This window comes from Trichococcus ilyis, assembly GCF_900109135.1.
GTDB lineage: Bacteria > Bacillota > Bacilli > Lactobacillales > Aerococcaceae > Trichococcus > Trichococcus ilyis.
Genome location: NZ_FNYT01000003.1, coordinates 65,029 through 80,141, shown reverse-complemented (window position 1 = coordinate 80,141; position 15,113 = coordinate 65,029). Strand labels below are relative to the sequence as shown.

Below are 15,113 nucleotides of genomic sequence, written 5' to 3'. Positions count from 1 at the left end.
AAGATTATGTGCAAAATTCCAAGAAATGATGAGGCAACAATTGAAAAACATCTGATTGACGTTCTGGGTCAAGGACATAATCAGTGGAACTATCGTGAGGATCTTAAATCTGAAGAAGATTTATGGAAGAATCTTCGCCAAAAAATTACTCAAAATAACTTGTCTGAAATCAAGGAACATCCGATTACGGATAAAGAATTTGATTCGATAAAAATGGAGTTATTAACGCATACGAAAACGCCTTTTCATGCTGCCAAATGGCTAAAGGGTGAAAATGGCATTGCGCGCATCACAATTGAGCGTGAGGATGCTTCTTTAGGTGCCATGTCTTTGATCTTGTATTCCAATCAAGACATCGGCGGAGGCATTTCCACTTATGAAGTCGTTAATCAGATTGCCAAGAAAAAATCGGATGATGAACGTGAGCGACGGTTTGACGTAACCTTGTTGATCAACGGGTTGCCGATTGTGCAGATTGAGTTGAAACAAGCTGGTGCAAAAGACGGGTATTTCCAGGCTTTCAATCAAATCAAGAAATATGCTGAGGAAGGGATGTTTCGGAACAACATTTTTTCAACATTGCAGCTTTTTGTCGTTTCCAATGAAAAAACAACCCGCTATTTCGCGAATGCGCTTCCAAAGGATATGCATAAGAAATTCCTTTTTAGTTGGCGGACGACGGACAATCGTAAGGTGGACAATGTTTATGAATTTTGTAAGCAGGTGTTGAACATTCCGGATGCCCATCGTTTGATCGCGCATTATACGATTGTCAGTGAGGATCATGATAATAGAGCTTTAATGGTGTTGCATCCTTACCAAATCCACGCGATTGAAGCTCTATTTACATCTGCCATGAAGCACGAATCGGGTTATGTTTGGCATGCGACAGGATCAGGCAAAACGTTGACGAGTTTTGTAGCGACGAAATTGCTTGCGCGCAAGTCTGGTGTTGACCGTACCATCATGGTCATTGACAGGAAAGACTTGGATAGTCAGACTACATCAGAATTCACAAAGTTTGCCTCGGAATTTAATACAGGCATATCTTCTGGAAATGTTCGAGCGAACAGTTTGATTGTGGGTACGGGCAGTTCGATTGAACTCAGCCGAGCTTTGTTGTCGGATACGAACAATAATACAGTCATTATCACGACTCGCCAAAAACTGGAGTCCGCATTGCGCCATGCCCAAAAGCAAAAAGAGAAACGAAATGTGGAACGTTTCAAAAAGTTGTTGGGCCAACATATCGTTTTTGTCGTGGATGAATGCCACCGAGCTTTGAGTGCGGAAAATATGGATGAAATAAAGCAGTTCTTCCCAAATTCCACTTGGTTCGGCTTTACTGGGACACCTATTTTTGAAGAGAATAAAAAGCAAGCCAAAGGGCAGTTGGCTAGAACGACGCACGATCAATATGGGGAGAAATTGCATACTTACACGATCAAGGATGCTCTGGATGATGCCGCTGTCTTGGGATTTCAGGTAGAGCATGAGGATACGATTGAACAGACCTCCTTGAATAATCACATTTTCAAAAACCTCCAAGTCAATGAAAAATATGCAAGCTACAGCGTGGATGGCATCAATGACATGATCGATCAGATGCCTCCAGTCGAAAAAGAAGAGTATTTGGATGCAACGATCTATGAACAGGACGAGCATATTCAAAAGGTGCTACATAAAATTTTCCGGCCGGATAACGCCTATATGAAATTTGATTTTCAGAATGGCCGGCCAAGAAAGTCAGCGATTCTGACGACGAGTTCGATCGATATGGCAAAACGGTATTATCATGCCATCAAGGAAATGACGAAGGATCCCAGCTGGATTCAAAGAGAATTCGCCCACCATCCGATCAGGACAGGTCGCACGATTGAAGACCCAGATTTCCCGAGAATAGCGATCACCTATTCTATGCAGGAAAATGAAGTGGATTCAGCCCAAAATCAAAAAGAAATGAAAAAAATAATCAAGGATTACAACGCGTACTACGGTACCGCTTGGGGCATCGATGACATTGACCGCTATAACGGGGACATTAACAACCGGCTCGCGCGCAAAAAAGGGGAATTCAAAGTATTCGGGAAACAGATTGACTTGGTTATCGTCGTCGATAGATTGCTGACGGGTTTCGATGCGCCGACGATTCAGACCTTATTTGTTGACCGGAATCTTAGCTATGCCAACTTGATTCAAGCCTTTTCGCGTACGAATCGTACCTACCCGGATAAAACGAAAGGCTTGATCGTCACTTTCCGGAAGCCGCACTCCATGGAAAAAAATGTTGCAGATGCAACAAGACTCTATTCCGAAGCTAAAGAAGAAACCAATCTGATTTATCCAACTTATGAAAAATCGAAGAAGAGATTCAATGGCGGTCATAAGAAGTTCACTGGCATCGTTGAATCACATCCGGATATAGATGAGCACTCTCCGTTGGAATTGAGGATTGATTTTGTTAAAGCATTTCAGGAATTCACGAATTCGTTTGAGGCGCTTGTTACTTATGATGATTACAATGATGAGATGGAAAAATCAGGTAGCTTTAAGAAGCAAGTGATGGTTCTGGAAGAGAATTTAGGATTGTATCAGACGATAAAAGGGTCAATACTTGCAGATTTGCCTGTAGGACCGACGCCCCCAGAAAGTCTGTCAGAAATAGAATTCTATTCAGACAATGCGGTCAAACTGTATGATATCGACGCTACCTATATCGATCAACTATTGAACACGTACTCAGCAAACAATAAATCTGTGCGTGAAGATATTGAAAAAGCGATGCAGAAGTTGAACAAAGCAGAGGTTGTAAGGGAAGTTTACCGTGCCATCTTGAACGATATCGACTCAAAACGGGTTGATCCAGAGGAAGATATCTTTGTTCTCAAACGGCATTACTTTACTCTAGCTCGAGATCATGCTATCGCTCATTTTGCGAAGGAATGGTTTGTTTCATCCGATGAATTACATTCCTCGGCAGTACAATATGTTATCGGTGCAGACCCGATTCCAAATATAGGTGGTATCATTGACAGCAAAAACTTTGAAAAATATAAGGCAGTGCATCCCGAAGCCAAGCCACTGAGATACGGTCCAGAAATGAAACGACAATGGCGAAAGGTATTGGACGAGGTTGTTGTGCCGTTAGATAATGAGTTGAGATGATAATAAGTTTGCGACATTAAAGAGGAGGAATCAGTATGGTTTCAGTCACAAAAAGAATCGAGCAAATTAAACAACCAAGGGGCGGGTATATACCAATCAAATCATTTTCGTCAAAGGAATTGACATCATCAAATGAACTTAAACCTTCAGAAAATATTCCGCCAAATCTAATCGGAATAACCGTAGATTACTTGACTAGACTTATGCTGAATCCCGCTGAAGGCGCACAAGAAGCATTTAACATCTCTTTAATCGGTGCAAATAGAGCGAATAAATTAATGATTGCAAAAACGTTAGTAGGCCAGATCCATGACTTGGATGATGAATCAATAACCGCTGCAATTAATCTCGTGAAATATGACTCGGTATTACGAAGCGGCTTCATCCCAGAGGATACTATGCTCGTTCCAAATGAGGATACTCTCTTTAACGTCAAAGAAATGGTGACAAGAAGCCTTAACTTTTTTGACGAGTACGGACCAATAACACTTGATTCTTTTACTTTTCTTGGGGGTTATTCAGACAAAATTACATCAGGAGATGGCGACTTTCTGACGGCAGATACCTTATGGGATTTTAAAGTTTTAAAAGCTAATATCAAACCTCAACATACGCTTCAGCTGCTTGTTTATTATCTGATGGGAACAAACTCGATTCATGATGAATTTCAATCTCTAAAGAAACTAGGTATCTTTAATCCAAGATTGAATACTGTTTACTCGCTTGAAATCGAAACCATTCCCCAAGAAGTCATCATGGCAGTGAGCAAGGATGTCATAGGTTATTAGTGAAGGCTTTAATTCTTTAAAACAGCTATTCCGAGGAGGAAAATAGATGACCCTCATTAAACCCAAAAAGGCTGATGTTTCAAGAGCGATTGCTAAAGCGAAAGGAATTTATGCTGAAGCCAACGATTTGCAAATGCACTTTAGTCGGAAACAAAATGATTTGAAGAAATGCATTTCAAACGTAAAAGAGGAAACCATCAGAGAAGCGTTCGAAAATACAACAATTGAAAACTTCGCAAATGCGTATCCAGGCATTAAATTGTCTACCTTGCAAAGGAACGGGATAACAAATGTCCGTCAATTACAGAAGCGAATTTCAACCGCTAGAGGAATCGATGGCATCGGCGAGCGAACAGAGTCTGTGATTCTTCACTCCCTGAGCAACTATAAAAATGAACTAGCGAAAAGCTTATCCATTCGCTTTGATGTGGAGCGCAAAGATCCATCACATACTAAATTGTTACAATCTATTTATCCGATAGACAAGGAAAAAGGCATAAGTGAAGAAGCTTTTGTGATTTCGCAGTACTTTAATGGACATATAGATGATAAAATCCGAGTCGTCAATCCCAAGTGGAGTTGGACGCTTGAATGGTTTTTTAAGTCTGCAGATAAAAAAGCTGTTTTTTCAGTTGATTTAGAATTAATCCAATCATTCAACCAAAAATACGAGGAACAAACGAAGCAGCTACGTAAAAAACTATCGGAAATTCAATCTTTTTCAGAAGAAGAAATTTGGGATGATTTTAAGAATAATGCAGCACGTTATTATGCGGTTCTAGAACCATACTTCAGTATTGGTCTTGAAAAAAATCATCCAGCTTATTCTTTATCTGAAGAAATTATCGAGAAAATAGAAAATACTGAATTAATGCTAAGTAAATTAAAGGTGAAGCTGCGCGGGTGGCAGGATTTCGGAGCAAAATACGCAATAGTACAAAAAAAAGTCCTTATTGGCGATGAGATGGGGCTTGGGAAAACGATTGAAGCTATTGCTGTTATGGCTCATCTTGCGCATGGAGGTCAAAATGCCTTTATAGTTATATGTCCAGCTAGCATTGTAATCAATTGGGTGCGTGAAATTGAAAAGCATAGCGAATTGAAGCCATTTTTGGTTCATGGTCCTAGTCGAGAACGGGCTTTTGATCAATGGCAAGTTGAAGGAGGCGTAGCCATTACAACGTATGAGACAATACAGCGTTTGAAACATGAGAATTTAGACACAATAGACTTATTAGTTGTAGATGAAGCCCATTACGTGAAAAATCCAGATGCAAAACGATCACAGACTATCTATAGTTTGACTGAAAGAAGTGACAATGTACTTTATTTAACGGGGACACCTTTAGAAAATCGGCTCGCGGAAATGGTTAATTTGGTTGGTAAACTCCAGCCAGATATTACGAAGGAAATGGAGAATAGTGTGCAGTATATAGGCTCCAATATTTTCAAGGAAAAAATTGCACCCGTTTATCTGCGCCGAAATAAGGAAGATGTATTAACTGAACTCCCTGAATTGACACAAGTTGAAGAATGGCTGTCATTTGGTCAAGAAGAGGGTCAAATTTATCGTGAGGCAGTCAGAAACGGAGAATTCATGTTGATGCGACGAGCAGGTTGGCAAGGGATAACAAAAAAGAAAAGCCCCAAACTGAATCGGCTCATCGAAATTTGCGATGAAGCTGCTGCAAATGGGAAAAAAGTCATTGTCTTCAGCTTTTTTAAGAGTGTCATTAATACAATATGTTCGGAACTGGGCGATAAAACGCTCACCCCTATAACGGGAGCTGTGTCCTCCGCACAGAGACAGGAAATATTAGACATCTTTAAATCTTCAGAACAAAAACATGTGTTGGTTTCGCAAATACAAGCAGGCGGAGTGGGCTTGAATATACAGTCAGCCAGTATTGTAATTTTTTGTGAACCGCAAATAAAACCCACACTTGAGACACAAGCCATTGCAAGAGCTTACCGGATGGGTCAGACGCAAAAAGTCTTTGTTTATCGACTATTGACCGAAAACAGCATCGATGAGCGAATGATGGAGATGTTAGATACTAAACAACAAGTATTTGATGATTATGCAAAGGATTCATACATTACCGATCATACCGCTGCCGCGAAAGACATTTCTGAAAAATCCATGGTCAAAAAAATCGTTGATATGGAAAGAGAAAGGCTGCAAGTGGTCTAAATATCGTGATAAGTGATGCTGAAATGATTAATCATTTGTTCACAAGATAACGACGCATTGAAAGGCAGGTTATTTCACTTATGAGTACATTTGAAACAAAAAATATGGCTGTTTCTTCACTGTTAACAGCAATCCGTGATGGAAATATTGCTATTCCAGAAATTCAACGACCATTTGTTTGGGATGCTGTAAAAGTAAGAGACTTGATGGACTCGATGTATCACGGTTATCCGATAGGGTTCATTATTACTTGGAGAAATTCTGATACACGCTTAAAAGATGGGAGCATTTCGTCTGGGAAAAGCATTATCATCGACGGTCAACAAAGAATCACGGCATTGACTGCTGCAATGGTAGGGCAGGAAGTGTTGAACAAGAAGTTTCTAAAAAAGCGTATCAAAATCTCCTTTAATCCAATTGAAGAACGTTTTGAAGTCTGGACCCCTGCACTTGATAAAAGTAGTAAGTGGATCCCAGATATTAGTGTGTTATTTGCCGATACCTTTAATCAGTGGCGATTCATCAATGATTATCTTAGTAAGAATGAAAATACAGATGGGGAGTACGTTGATAAAGTTTTAGCTAAACTAATTGGTATAAAGAATATTCATGTCGGTGTTATTGAATTGAGCAGTGAACTTGAAATTGAAACAGTAACTGAAATATTTACAAGGATAAATTCCAAAGGGGTTAGTCTATCCCAGTCTGATTTTGTAATGTCAAAGATCGCATCTAACACTGATTATCAGGGAGTAGATATCCGTAAGGCTATTGATTATTTCTGTCATGCTTTAGCGAGTCCAAATGATTTTTTGAATATTAAAAATAACGATCATGATTTTGTAAACAGCCATCTCTTTGACAAAATTAGTTGGGTGGGGAACCAAAAGCTATATTCATACATTCCTAAGTATGCAGATATGATCAAGGTAATTTTCGCTTATAAATTTAAAAGGGGCAAAATTAGCCAATTAGTCCAACTGTTGTCAGGGAGAGATTTTGATGCCAAAGAAAATCGAGAGGAAATAGCCGAGGAATCTTTTAAAAGATTTGAAGATGGGTTAGTTGAATTCTGCAATAAGAATAATTTTGAAAACTATACGATGATTCTTCAATCGATGGGGATTTATAATTTTAATTACATACGATCAATTAACGCATTGAACTTTGGGTATGCTCTTTATTTGTTGCTGAAAGATAAGAAAATTGACGTTCAAGAGAGAGATTACATTGTTCGTCGTTTTGTGATGCTTTCTCTCCTAACACAACGTTTTTCAGGTTCTAGTGAATCTCAAATTGATTTGGATATTAGAAAGTTTGATGAGACGGATCCTAAAAAACATTTAGCTGATAGTGAAGCGGCTCAACTATCTGATGCTTTTTGGAATCATACCTTACTTCAACGTTTAGAAACAAATCAAATTGGCCCAATTCATTATATTTACTTATTTACTCAGATAAAAAATAAGAACATAGGCTTTTTATCGCAACCTACAACTGTTCAATCGATGCTGGATATGCACGGTGATATTCACCATATTTTTCCAAAAAATTATCTCAGGAAGCACGGCATAAACGACAAGAGGGAATACAATCAGATAGCAAACTACGCAATGGTTCAAAAAGAGATTAATATCAAAATTAGTGATAAGGCTCCGAAAGAGTATCTATCTGTACTTGGACTAACTAGGGATGATAATGTTGTAATCAAAAATTTCAAAGAAAATGCTGTTCCGCTTGAATTGTTTGACATGGATGTCAGTAATTATCAAGAATTTTTGACAATCCGTCGAAAATTAATGGCAGATAAAATTAAAGACTATTATTATAGCTTGTAGAATGACTTCAATCAGGAAATAAGTCCTAACGGAAAGGGATGACACACATGAACACAATGGACAAAATCAATAAATTCCGCGATGACCGCGACTGGCGTCAATTCCATAACGAGAAGGACCTTGCCATCTCGATTTCGTTGGAGGCCGCAGAACTGCTGGAACTCTTCCAATGGAAATCGCCCGAGGAAGTCAGAGAGACAAACATCGAACGGATCAAGGAGGAACTCGCCGATGTGCTGATCTATTCGCACATGCTGGCCAGCAACCTAGAGCTGGACATCGATGAGATCATCGCGGCGAAGCTGGAAAAGAATACCATCAAGTATCCGGTGGACAAAAGCCGAGGGAATAAAGAGAAGTATACGGAGCTGTAATAACACCCTGAATTATAAAAAAGGAGATTTATTATGGACGAACTAACAATCAAACAAGCAGCTGAAAGATCAAAAAAAATCCGGGAACATTACCGCGCATTGGAAATGAAGCACCATGGCAGCGAGTGGTCCGTGGAAGAGGATGCATTGGCGTTTTTGACCGATGCGGGCTTGGTCGGGCGCTTAACCATGGCGCAGCAGGGACGTTGGCCGGTTGGGGCGTCTAACGAATCCGGCTTGGAGCACAAAATCGGCGAGAGCATGTGGTGGTTGATGGTGTTGGCGGACCGGATGGGCATCGACAGCGAGGAAGCACTGGATAATTTCTTGAGCACGACAGAGAAGAGATTTGGCCTCTAACAGCAAGCACTTGCTGCATGCATGAATATCTGAATAGGGACTCAAGAACAACGGAAAGTTGTTCAAAACAGCCCTCATTTCTGCACAAAAAACAGCAGCCTGGAAACCACGACGATGGTTACCAGGCTGCTGTTTTCTTTGTGTGCTTTTTTTCAATTAATGCAGGAGTCGTTAAAAAGAGTGTTGCGGAATAAGAAGAAATGGGTTACCATGTTGTTTGTAAACCAAAATAAAATATAGGGTAACAATAAAAACGGTAGATACAGGAGGAGTTTAGTGGTCAACGACCCCCACTTAACTAACCCTAAGGGTCTTCACGTTTGAAGTGGGAGCTTGTGTAGGCGAAAAGCCCCAGCACCAACTTCGTTGGCACTGTCTACACTTATGCCTCACCAGTAGTGCGAGCGCCCTGACGGGCTCCTACCTTGATGTGCGGGCATGTCTGAGCCTCACGGCTCGCAGGGCGGTTGACTTCGCCCTTGCCACTCAAGTCATGCTGGAGTGGCACCGCTGATGGCTTCGATGCCTTTGCGGTGGAGGTTCATGGCGCCAATACGGTCATCGTTCGATGTGTACCGGCAATTTTTGCAACAGAACGTGTGCGTCTTCTTGTTCCGGTTTCCCCTCTCAACATGTCCACATTTTGGACACGTCTGGGAGGTATGTTTCGGGTCTGTCACAATGACGGTCTGTCCGTTCAGTCTAGCCTTGTATTCCAGCATATGACGAAACTGGTAAAAGGCCCACGAAACGGAAATATATTTCTGTTTCGTCCGGACTTTTTCGGTGGCGTTCCGGACGCCAGTCAAGTCTTCGAGAACAAAGCATGTCCCTTTAGGATTGCGTTCGACGAGTGCCTTCGTGATCTGATGATTCATGTCAGTCACATAACGGTTTTCTCGTGAACCAGTGGTTTTTATCCGTTTGCGGGAAGACGAAGTCTGCTTCTGTTGCAGCTGCTTGCACAGTGCCTTGCATTGACCCCGCTTATGCTTAACAGTTCTTCCGTTGAAGAAGAAGGTTTCCCCTTGACTATCGTAGGTGGTGGCAAGAAAATTGATGCCCAAGTCAACCCCCACAACATGAGTGACACCCGCCAAGTCCAATTCGGGCAGTTCTTTTGTCATTGGGATATGCAAGAACCATTTGCCGAGTTTGTGGACGAGCTTGGCAGTGCCTAATTTCCAACTGCCATCGAAGTAGCGTTCCATTGCCTTCTTCTCAAACTTGAATTTGAGGCGTCCGTCTAAGGTGTTGACGGAGAAAAGGTTTTGGTTGAGGGAGTAGTCACGATTCCAAACAAGGTCGTATTCGGGACGCTTGAATACCACCTTACGCCACTCGTGTCCGTTCGACCTAGCGGATTTATACCGGGCGATGACCGTCTTCATGACAGACTGTGCCATCTGACTCTTGAGACCGAATCGGTCCCTCAACTCGGAGTAATAGAGAGTGTTTAAGTTGCGTTGGTTCAGTTCCTCTGTTTGGAAAACTCTTTCGCTCAACCAGTTGCAGGATTTTCGATAGGCGTTTGTGGTGATACGGAGACTTTCCTCATCCGTTTTGGAAATATAGATTTGAATTTTGGCAGTAACAGTAACCAATGAGTTTCACCTCTTCTCACTAGGAAAATTATATCACTTTATTAGTGAGAAGCGAAAAAATATGATTTAGAAGGGAGATAGGTAAGGGGATGATTTTTCGCTCTGCGAGCGAACAGTAATTCCTCCCCCACTTACAGAAGTGGGAGTCTCCTTACCGAAAAACGATGAAGACAAAAGTTTTGACTAGGGTAACAATGATGGTGGCTTTGATGATCGTGTCGGGGGTATTGACGATTCCGCTGCCCGGACTACCGGTTCCAATCGTTCTGCAAAATATGATGATGATGCTCGCGGGCGGACTGCTTGGCAAGAAATACGGTCCGCTGGCTGTAAGTGTTTTTCTCCTGATGGTAGCGGTAGGGTTACCGGTCTTATCAGGCGGACGGGGCGGTATTGCCATATTCGCCAGCGCAAGCGGCGGGTTTTTGGTTGGATACGTATTGGCACCGCTTGTGATCGGCTATTTGCTTGAAAAGAATTGGGAAAACCTTACTTTTGCTAAAGCCGTGCTTATATTTATCGTCGGAGGGACTTTGCTGATTGATTTCTGCGGCAGTTTTTCGATGGCGTATTACATGGGCAACTCGTGGTTGAACGGTTTGAAGATGACGCTGGCCTTTGTTCCTCTGGATACGGTTAAAGCAATTTTAGCCGCTTGGATCACCATGCGCCTCAAAAAGCGCTACAGTCTGATTTCCTTAAAATTAGCGTAAATGAATTAGGCAGGTGCGACGATGAAGCGTATAGATGATTGGCATGCAAAAAATGCTATGCAGACAGCGATAAGTGATGGGGAAGAATCGGTGACCTACCAGGAATTGGAGCAGCGCGTTCAGAAACGGGCAAAGATTTTGGCAGGGATTCCTCAAAAAGTAATCCTTGCACCGATGTCAAATGCCATTGATCAGCTGATTAATTTCCTGGCATTGATCCGGGCGGACAAAGTGGCTGTGCCCGTGAATGCCGTACTTTCTGATCAGGGGCTGCAGGACATATTGGCTCAGTTCGAGGCTCCGTTAGTGCTGACGGATATCCGTACCATTTCCCAAAAAGCTGCAGAACCTTATGAGTCTGATGAATATGCGTCAGCGAGTGATTTGGCGTTTATCGGCTTTACCTCGGGAACAACGGGGCAGCCGAAGGGTTACCGCAGAACCCATCAATCCTGGGTCAAGAGTTTTGAGGGGACCAACCAATTGATCCGCCAGTCCTGCAAGCAAAGCACCACGGTTTTTGGCTCGATGCACTATTCGTTGAGTCTGTACACGCTGATGCAGACGCTCTATTTTGGGCAGACCTTCATCCTGAACCAGCATTTTTCCACAAAACGCCTGATCGCCTTGGTCAAGCAAAAGGAGTCGTTGACCTGTTACCTTGTGCCGACCATGATCCACTCGCTCGTTTCCAAGCTGGAGTCTCAAAATGAGGTATTGACGGAAAACTACACAATCATTTCATCAGGCGCTAAGTTGAATGTGGACATCCGCAGGAAGCTGTACCGCTATTGCCCAAATGTGCAGCTATATGAATTCTATGGCTCATCGGAAACCAGTTACATCTCGATGGAAACCGTGCAGGGCATTCCTTCCGACAATAGTGTCGGCCAACTGTTCCCTGGGGTCGAGATCATCATTGATCAACCCAACGCTGAAGGCGTTGGTGAAATACAGGTCCGCAGCCCCCTGAATTTTGCAGGTTACCACCGCAAAGGCGAGGATCGCGTAGCCACTGTCGCATGCGTTTCTACCGGTGATCTGGGCAAAGTGGCAGGGGATACGCTTGAATACTTTGGCCGAAAAGATGATTGCATCAATCGCGGCGGCGAGAAATTCTATCCGCTGGAATTTGAGCGCCAGCTATTGAAGCTGGCGGCTGTCGCCGAAATCGTCGTCCTTGGCATTCCGGATGCACATTACAATGAAAAAATCGGAGCCATCATTGTTTGGGCCGATCAAATTCAAGAAATGAGCTTGACCGAAATCAATGCTTATTTATCATCCCGGATGTCCCGGCCCGCAAAAATCGATCACCTTTTCGCTGTCGAAGAAATACCGAAACAAAACAACGGCAAAATATCAAGGAAACAATTACTGCATGATTTAGCAAAGGAGCGCGAGCCAAGTGTCATCTAAGGTATATATTGTGGAGGCTGCACGTTTGCCCATCGGAAAGTACGGCGGGATGTACAGCGATGTCGATCTGGAAAATCTGGGCGGATACTTGATGAAAACGATGCTGGACAAGCACCCGGAATTGAACGGGCACATCGATGAGGTCGTTGTCGGAAATGTGATCGGCGGGGGCGGCAATGTCGCAAGACGAGTAGCCTTACAAGCGGGTCTGCCTGTGGAGACGCCGGCAGTCACGGTTGACCGCCAATGCGCATCCGGGCTTGAAGCCATCGCTGTCGGACACATGAAAATAATGTCCGGCTTCGGCGAAGTCATGATTTGCGGCGGCGTGGAAAGCAGCAGCCGCGCACCGTGGCAGATTGAGCGGCCGAAATCCCTGTATGGCATGCAGGCGCCCCGCATCTTGACGCGTCAACCGTTGTCCACCAGCGAATACGGCGATCCGGATATGGGCGTGGCAGCCGAGGAACTCGCTGAAAAGTATGGCATCACCCGCCAGCAGCAAGATGAATTCGCGCTTCAAAGCCAACTGAAGTATCAAGCCTCCAAACAGGCTGGCGTCTTTGATTCGGAGATCACACCTTTTCGGATCAATGACGAGCTCTTGCTGAGTGAGGATGAGTGCCCGAGAAGCCGGAGCAGCATGGAAAGCCTGAATCGCTTGAAGCCGGTTTTCAAGGCAAACGGCACGATAACGGCCGGGAATTGTTGTCCTGTCAATGATGGGGCAAGCTTTACGATTCTGGCATCGGAACGCGCCTGCCGGCTTTATGATTTAACACCGATCGCGCAAGTGGTTGATGCGGTTGCGGTAGGGGTTGATCCCCACGACTTTGGGTTGGGTCCCGTTCCAGCGGTTGAAAAGCTTTTGGCACGCCAAAAGTTGACGCTCGAAGACATCGATGTGATTGAGCTGAACGAAGCTTTCGCGGTGCAGGCTTTGGCTTGCATCAAGCTTGGTAACTTTCCGATCGAAAAAATCAACCCTTCCGGCGGTGCGACTGCGTTCGGTCATCCGTACGGCGCGACAGGGGCTATCCTGGTCACAAGGCTGCTGACCGAATTGGACAGGAATGAAAAGAACCGCTTCGGCATCGTCACGATGTGCGTAGGCGGAGGCCAAGGCGCGGCTATGCTCATCAGAAAGGCAGACCCTATTGATGGAGAACAGTAAAATTTTTAGATTTTCCGAAGCGGATATCCGCGCGTACAATCAGCTTGTCGATCCAGCTTTGGGCAGCAAAATAAGCCTCAGCTACTTGGCGACCTTATGGCAGGAATTCGACTTGCCGGAATTAGCCGATCAAATGCCGATACTGATGAAGCAAGCCTTCAGCAGTTTCCGCGAACTTGGTTTCGATCAGACGTATGCCATTTCGTTAGGACTTACCGATAAAGCGCCTTTTAAACCCGGGAAAGCTTGTTGGACCTATACGTTGGTCATCAAGGAAGAAAGCGAAGTGGTTGCGACATGCGCGACCACTTTGCTGGTGGAGGATCACATATGACATCAGAAGCGAACAGCTTGCTTTTCTCTCGAGCGGAATTGCAGGCTTACAAAACAATTTCAAGGGATGCTAATCCAATCCATGACACAGGCTTGGTGTTCGGCATTTTGATAATGGCCAAAGTCGAGGCGATTTTATCAGCCCATTGGGATTATCAAGCCATTACAAAATATGAGTACAAGTTCCTGAAGCCTTTGTTTGTGGGCGAACGTGCCCGAGTGAAATTTCTTCGTGATGGCGAATTTGAGGTTTGGCGGGAGAAGGAATGCATCGGGAGGGGTGTTTGTGTTGGCAAATAGAATCGTATTGATAACAGGCGGGACGAGAGGGATCGGCTTTGCCTTGGCAAAAGCTTTTCTGAGCGCGGGGGACCAGGTAATCATCACTTCGAAGACGATGGAAAGTGTCGGACAAGCAGAGGCGGATTTGCTCCAATACAAAGATCGGCTTTGGGCGAAGCGCTGCGATGTCCGTGATCGCAAGGACTGCCGACAGCTGGTCCAGGACATTGTTGAGAAATTCGGCAGGATCGATATTCTGATCAACAATGCGGGCATTTGCGCTGACGGGCAATTTTACAAAATGAGCGAGGAAAATTGGGACCAAGTCACGGATACCAATATCAACAGCTTGTTCAACGTTACCCAGCCAGTGGTGCAGCAGATGATGAAGCAGCCGGAACCGAGTTATATCTATTCCATGACTTCGACCGCTGGCATGTTCGGCGTCTTCGGGCAAACGAACTACAGCGCCAGCAAAGCTGCTGTGATTGGATTCACCTATGCTTTGGCGGAGGAAGTCAAACGCTTTGACATCCAAGTCAATGCCATTTCACCGGCCGCGAAGACCGACATGACGATTCCGGCAATCAAGCGTGTTGAGGAAGATTGCGCCAGGAAAGGGGAACCTTTCCCTGATTATTGGCGGATCGGTTCGAGCGATCAGGTTGCGACGCGGATAATCGAATTGATCGATTCACCAAAGACGCCCACGGGAACTGTGTTCGGGATCAATGGCGAGCAGGTTTGGAACTATCACCGGCCGGAAAGGTTCGAATATGTTATTTGAAGCAAGGATGAATGATGGGAACCGGGAGGGAGCACTTTCCGGTTTTCTTTGCAGTGGCAGCGATAGATCAGGAAATGATGCA

At 44.0% G+C, this 15,113-nt stretch carries 13 protein-coding genes; 12 read left to right on the top strand and 1 reads right to left on the bottom strand.

The annotated features are described in order from the left end of the window. Positions 1–6 precede the first annotated feature (6 nt). From BMX58_RS02460 to BMX58_RS02435, 6 genes are all read left to right on the top strand, one after another. Positions 7–3,165, top strand: coding sequence for a type I restriction endonuclease subunit R (locus BMX58_RS02460; RefSeq protein WP_068622067.1), 3,159 nt, complete (start codon positions 7–9; stop codon positions 3,163–3,165). A gap of 35 nt (positions 3,166–3,200) precedes the next feature. After that, positions 3,201–3,953 (top strand): hypothetical protein, encoded by a 753-nt coding sequence (locus BMX58_RS02455; RefSeq protein WP_068622065.1) that lies wholly within the window; start codon positions 3,201–3,203, stop codon positions 3,951–3,953. 46 nt (positions 3,954–3,999) lie between these two features. Further along, the gene (locus BMX58_RS02450) at positions 4,000–6,147 is read left to right on the top strand and encodes a DEAD/DEAH box helicase (RefSeq protein WP_068622063.1); all 2,148 of its coding nucleotides are present in this window, start codon (positions 4,000–4,002) and stop codon (positions 6,145–6,147) included. An 80-nt stretch (positions 6,148–6,227) separates the two neighbouring features. Next, positions 6,228–7,985 (top strand): GmrSD restriction endonuclease domain-containing protein, encoded by a 1,758-nt coding sequence (locus BMX58_RS02445; protein ID WP_068622061.1) that lies wholly within the window; start codon positions 6,228–6,230, stop codon positions 7,983–7,985. Between the two features lie 47 nt (positions 7,986–8,032). Next, a complete protein-coding gene (locus tag BMX58_RS02440; RefSeq protein ID WP_068622059.1) occupies positions 8,033–8,359 on the top strand; it encodes a nucleotide pyrophosphohydrolase in 327 nt (108 codons plus the stop codon). A gap of 33 nt (positions 8,360–8,392) precedes the next feature. Continuing rightward, the gene (locus BMX58_RS02435) at positions 8,393–8,719 is read left to right on the top strand and encodes a MazG-like protein (protein ID WP_068622057.1); all 327 of its coding nucleotides are present in this window, start codon (positions 8,393–8,395) and stop codon (positions 8,717–8,719) included. Positions 8,720–9,210: 491 nt separating this feature from the next. On the opposite strand, the gene BMX58_RS02430 is transcribed toward BMX58_RS02435, so the two are convergent. Beyond that, entirely contained in the window at positions 9,211–10,323 is a 1,113-nt protein-coding gene (locus tag BMX58_RS02430; protein ID WP_068622055.1) for an RNA-guided endonuclease InsQ/TnpB family protein, read from the bottom strand. 194 nt (positions 10,324–10,517) lie between these two features. Between BMX58_RS02430 and BMX58_RS02425 the strand changes: the two genes are divergently transcribed. Genes BMX58_RS02425 through BMX58_RS02400 form a run of 6 tightly spaced genes read left to right on the top strand, consistent with a single transcriptional unit; the run spans position 10,518 to position 15,031 of the window. Then, complete coding sequence (locus BMX58_RS02425) at positions 10,518–11,036, top strand: biotin transporter BioY (protein WP_165605747.1); 519 nt, start codon at positions 10,518–10,520, stop codon at positions 11,034–11,036. Positions 11,037–11,057: 21 nt separating this feature from the next. Continuing rightward, positions 11,058–12,455, top strand: a complete 1,398-nt coding sequence (locus BMX58_RS02420) for a class I adenylate-forming enzyme family protein (RefSeq protein WP_068622051.1) — start codon at positions 11,058–11,060, stop codon at positions 12,453–12,455. Next, the gene (locus tag BMX58_RS02415) at positions 12,445–13,629 is read left to right on the top strand and encodes a thiolase family protein (RefSeq protein ID WP_204243758.1); all 1,185 of its coding nucleotides are present in this window, start codon (positions 12,445–12,447) and stop codon (positions 13,627–13,629) included. Before BMX58_RS02420 ends, BMX58_RS02415 begins: the two co-directional genes overlap by 11 nt. Further along, the gene (locus BMX58_RS02410) at positions 13,616–13,963 is read left to right on the top strand and encodes a hypothetical protein (RefSeq protein WP_068622049.1); all 348 of its coding nucleotides are present in this window, start codon (positions 13,616–13,618) and stop codon (positions 13,961–13,963) included. The genes BMX58_RS02415 and BMX58_RS02410 overlap by 14 nt, the downstream gene beginning before the upstream one ends. Beyond that, entirely contained in the window at positions 13,960–14,262 is a 303-nt protein-coding gene (locus BMX58_RS02405) for a hotdog family protein (RefSeq protein WP_068622047.1), read from the top strand. The genes BMX58_RS02410 and BMX58_RS02405 overlap by 4 nt, the downstream gene beginning before the upstream one ends. Next, complete coding sequence (locus tag BMX58_RS02400; protein ID WP_162268601.1) at positions 14,249–15,031, top strand: SDR family NAD(P)-dependent oxidoreductase; 783 nt, start codon at positions 14,249–14,251, stop codon at positions 15,029–15,031. Before BMX58_RS02405 ends, BMX58_RS02400 begins: the two co-directional genes overlap by 14 nt. The last annotated feature ends 82 nt before the right edge of the window (positions 15,032–15,113 follow it).

What these genes read in the sequence shown, in the direction of transcription:
- BMX58_RS02460 (WP_068622067.1), top strand. Translation starts at nt 7, where the DNA reads ATGTGCAAAATTCCAAGAAATGATGAGGCAACAATTGAAAAACATCTG.
- BMX58_RS02455 (WP_068622065.1), top strand. Translation starts at nt 3,201, where the DNA reads ATGGTTTCAGTCACAAAAAGAATCGAGCAAATTAAACAACCAAGGGGC.
- BMX58_RS02450 (WP_068622063.1), top strand. Translation starts at nt 4,000, where the DNA reads ATGACCCTCATTAAACCCAAAAAGGCTGATGTTTCAAGAGCGATTGCT.
- BMX58_RS02445 (WP_068622061.1), top strand. Translation starts at nt 6,228, where the DNA reads ATGAGTACATTTGAAACAAAAAATATGGCTGTTTCTTCACTGTTAACA.
- BMX58_RS02440 (WP_068622059.1), top strand. Translation starts at nt 8,033, where the DNA reads ATGAACACAATGGACAAAATCAATAAATTCCGCGATGACCGCGACTGG.
- BMX58_RS02435 (WP_068622057.1), top strand. Translation starts at nt 8,393, where the DNA reads ATGGACGAACTAACAATCAAACAAGCAGCTGAAAGATCAAAAAAAATC.
- BMX58_RS02425 (WP_165605747.1), top strand. Translation starts at nt 10,518, where the DNA reads ATGATGGTGGCTTTGATGATCGTGTCGGGGGTATTGACGATTCCGCTG.
- BMX58_RS02420 (WP_068622051.1), top strand. Translation starts at nt 11,058, where the DNA reads ATGAAGCGTATAGATGATTGGCATGCAAAAAATGCTATGCAGACAGCG.
- BMX58_RS02410 (WP_068622049.1), top strand. Translation starts at nt 13,616, where the DNA reads ATGGAGAACAGTAAAATTTTTAGATTTTCCGAAGCGGATATCCGCGCG.
- BMX58_RS02405 (WP_068622047.1), top strand. Translation starts at nt 13,960, where the DNA reads ATGACATCAGAAGCGAACAGCTTGCTTTTCTCTCGAGCGGAATTGCAG.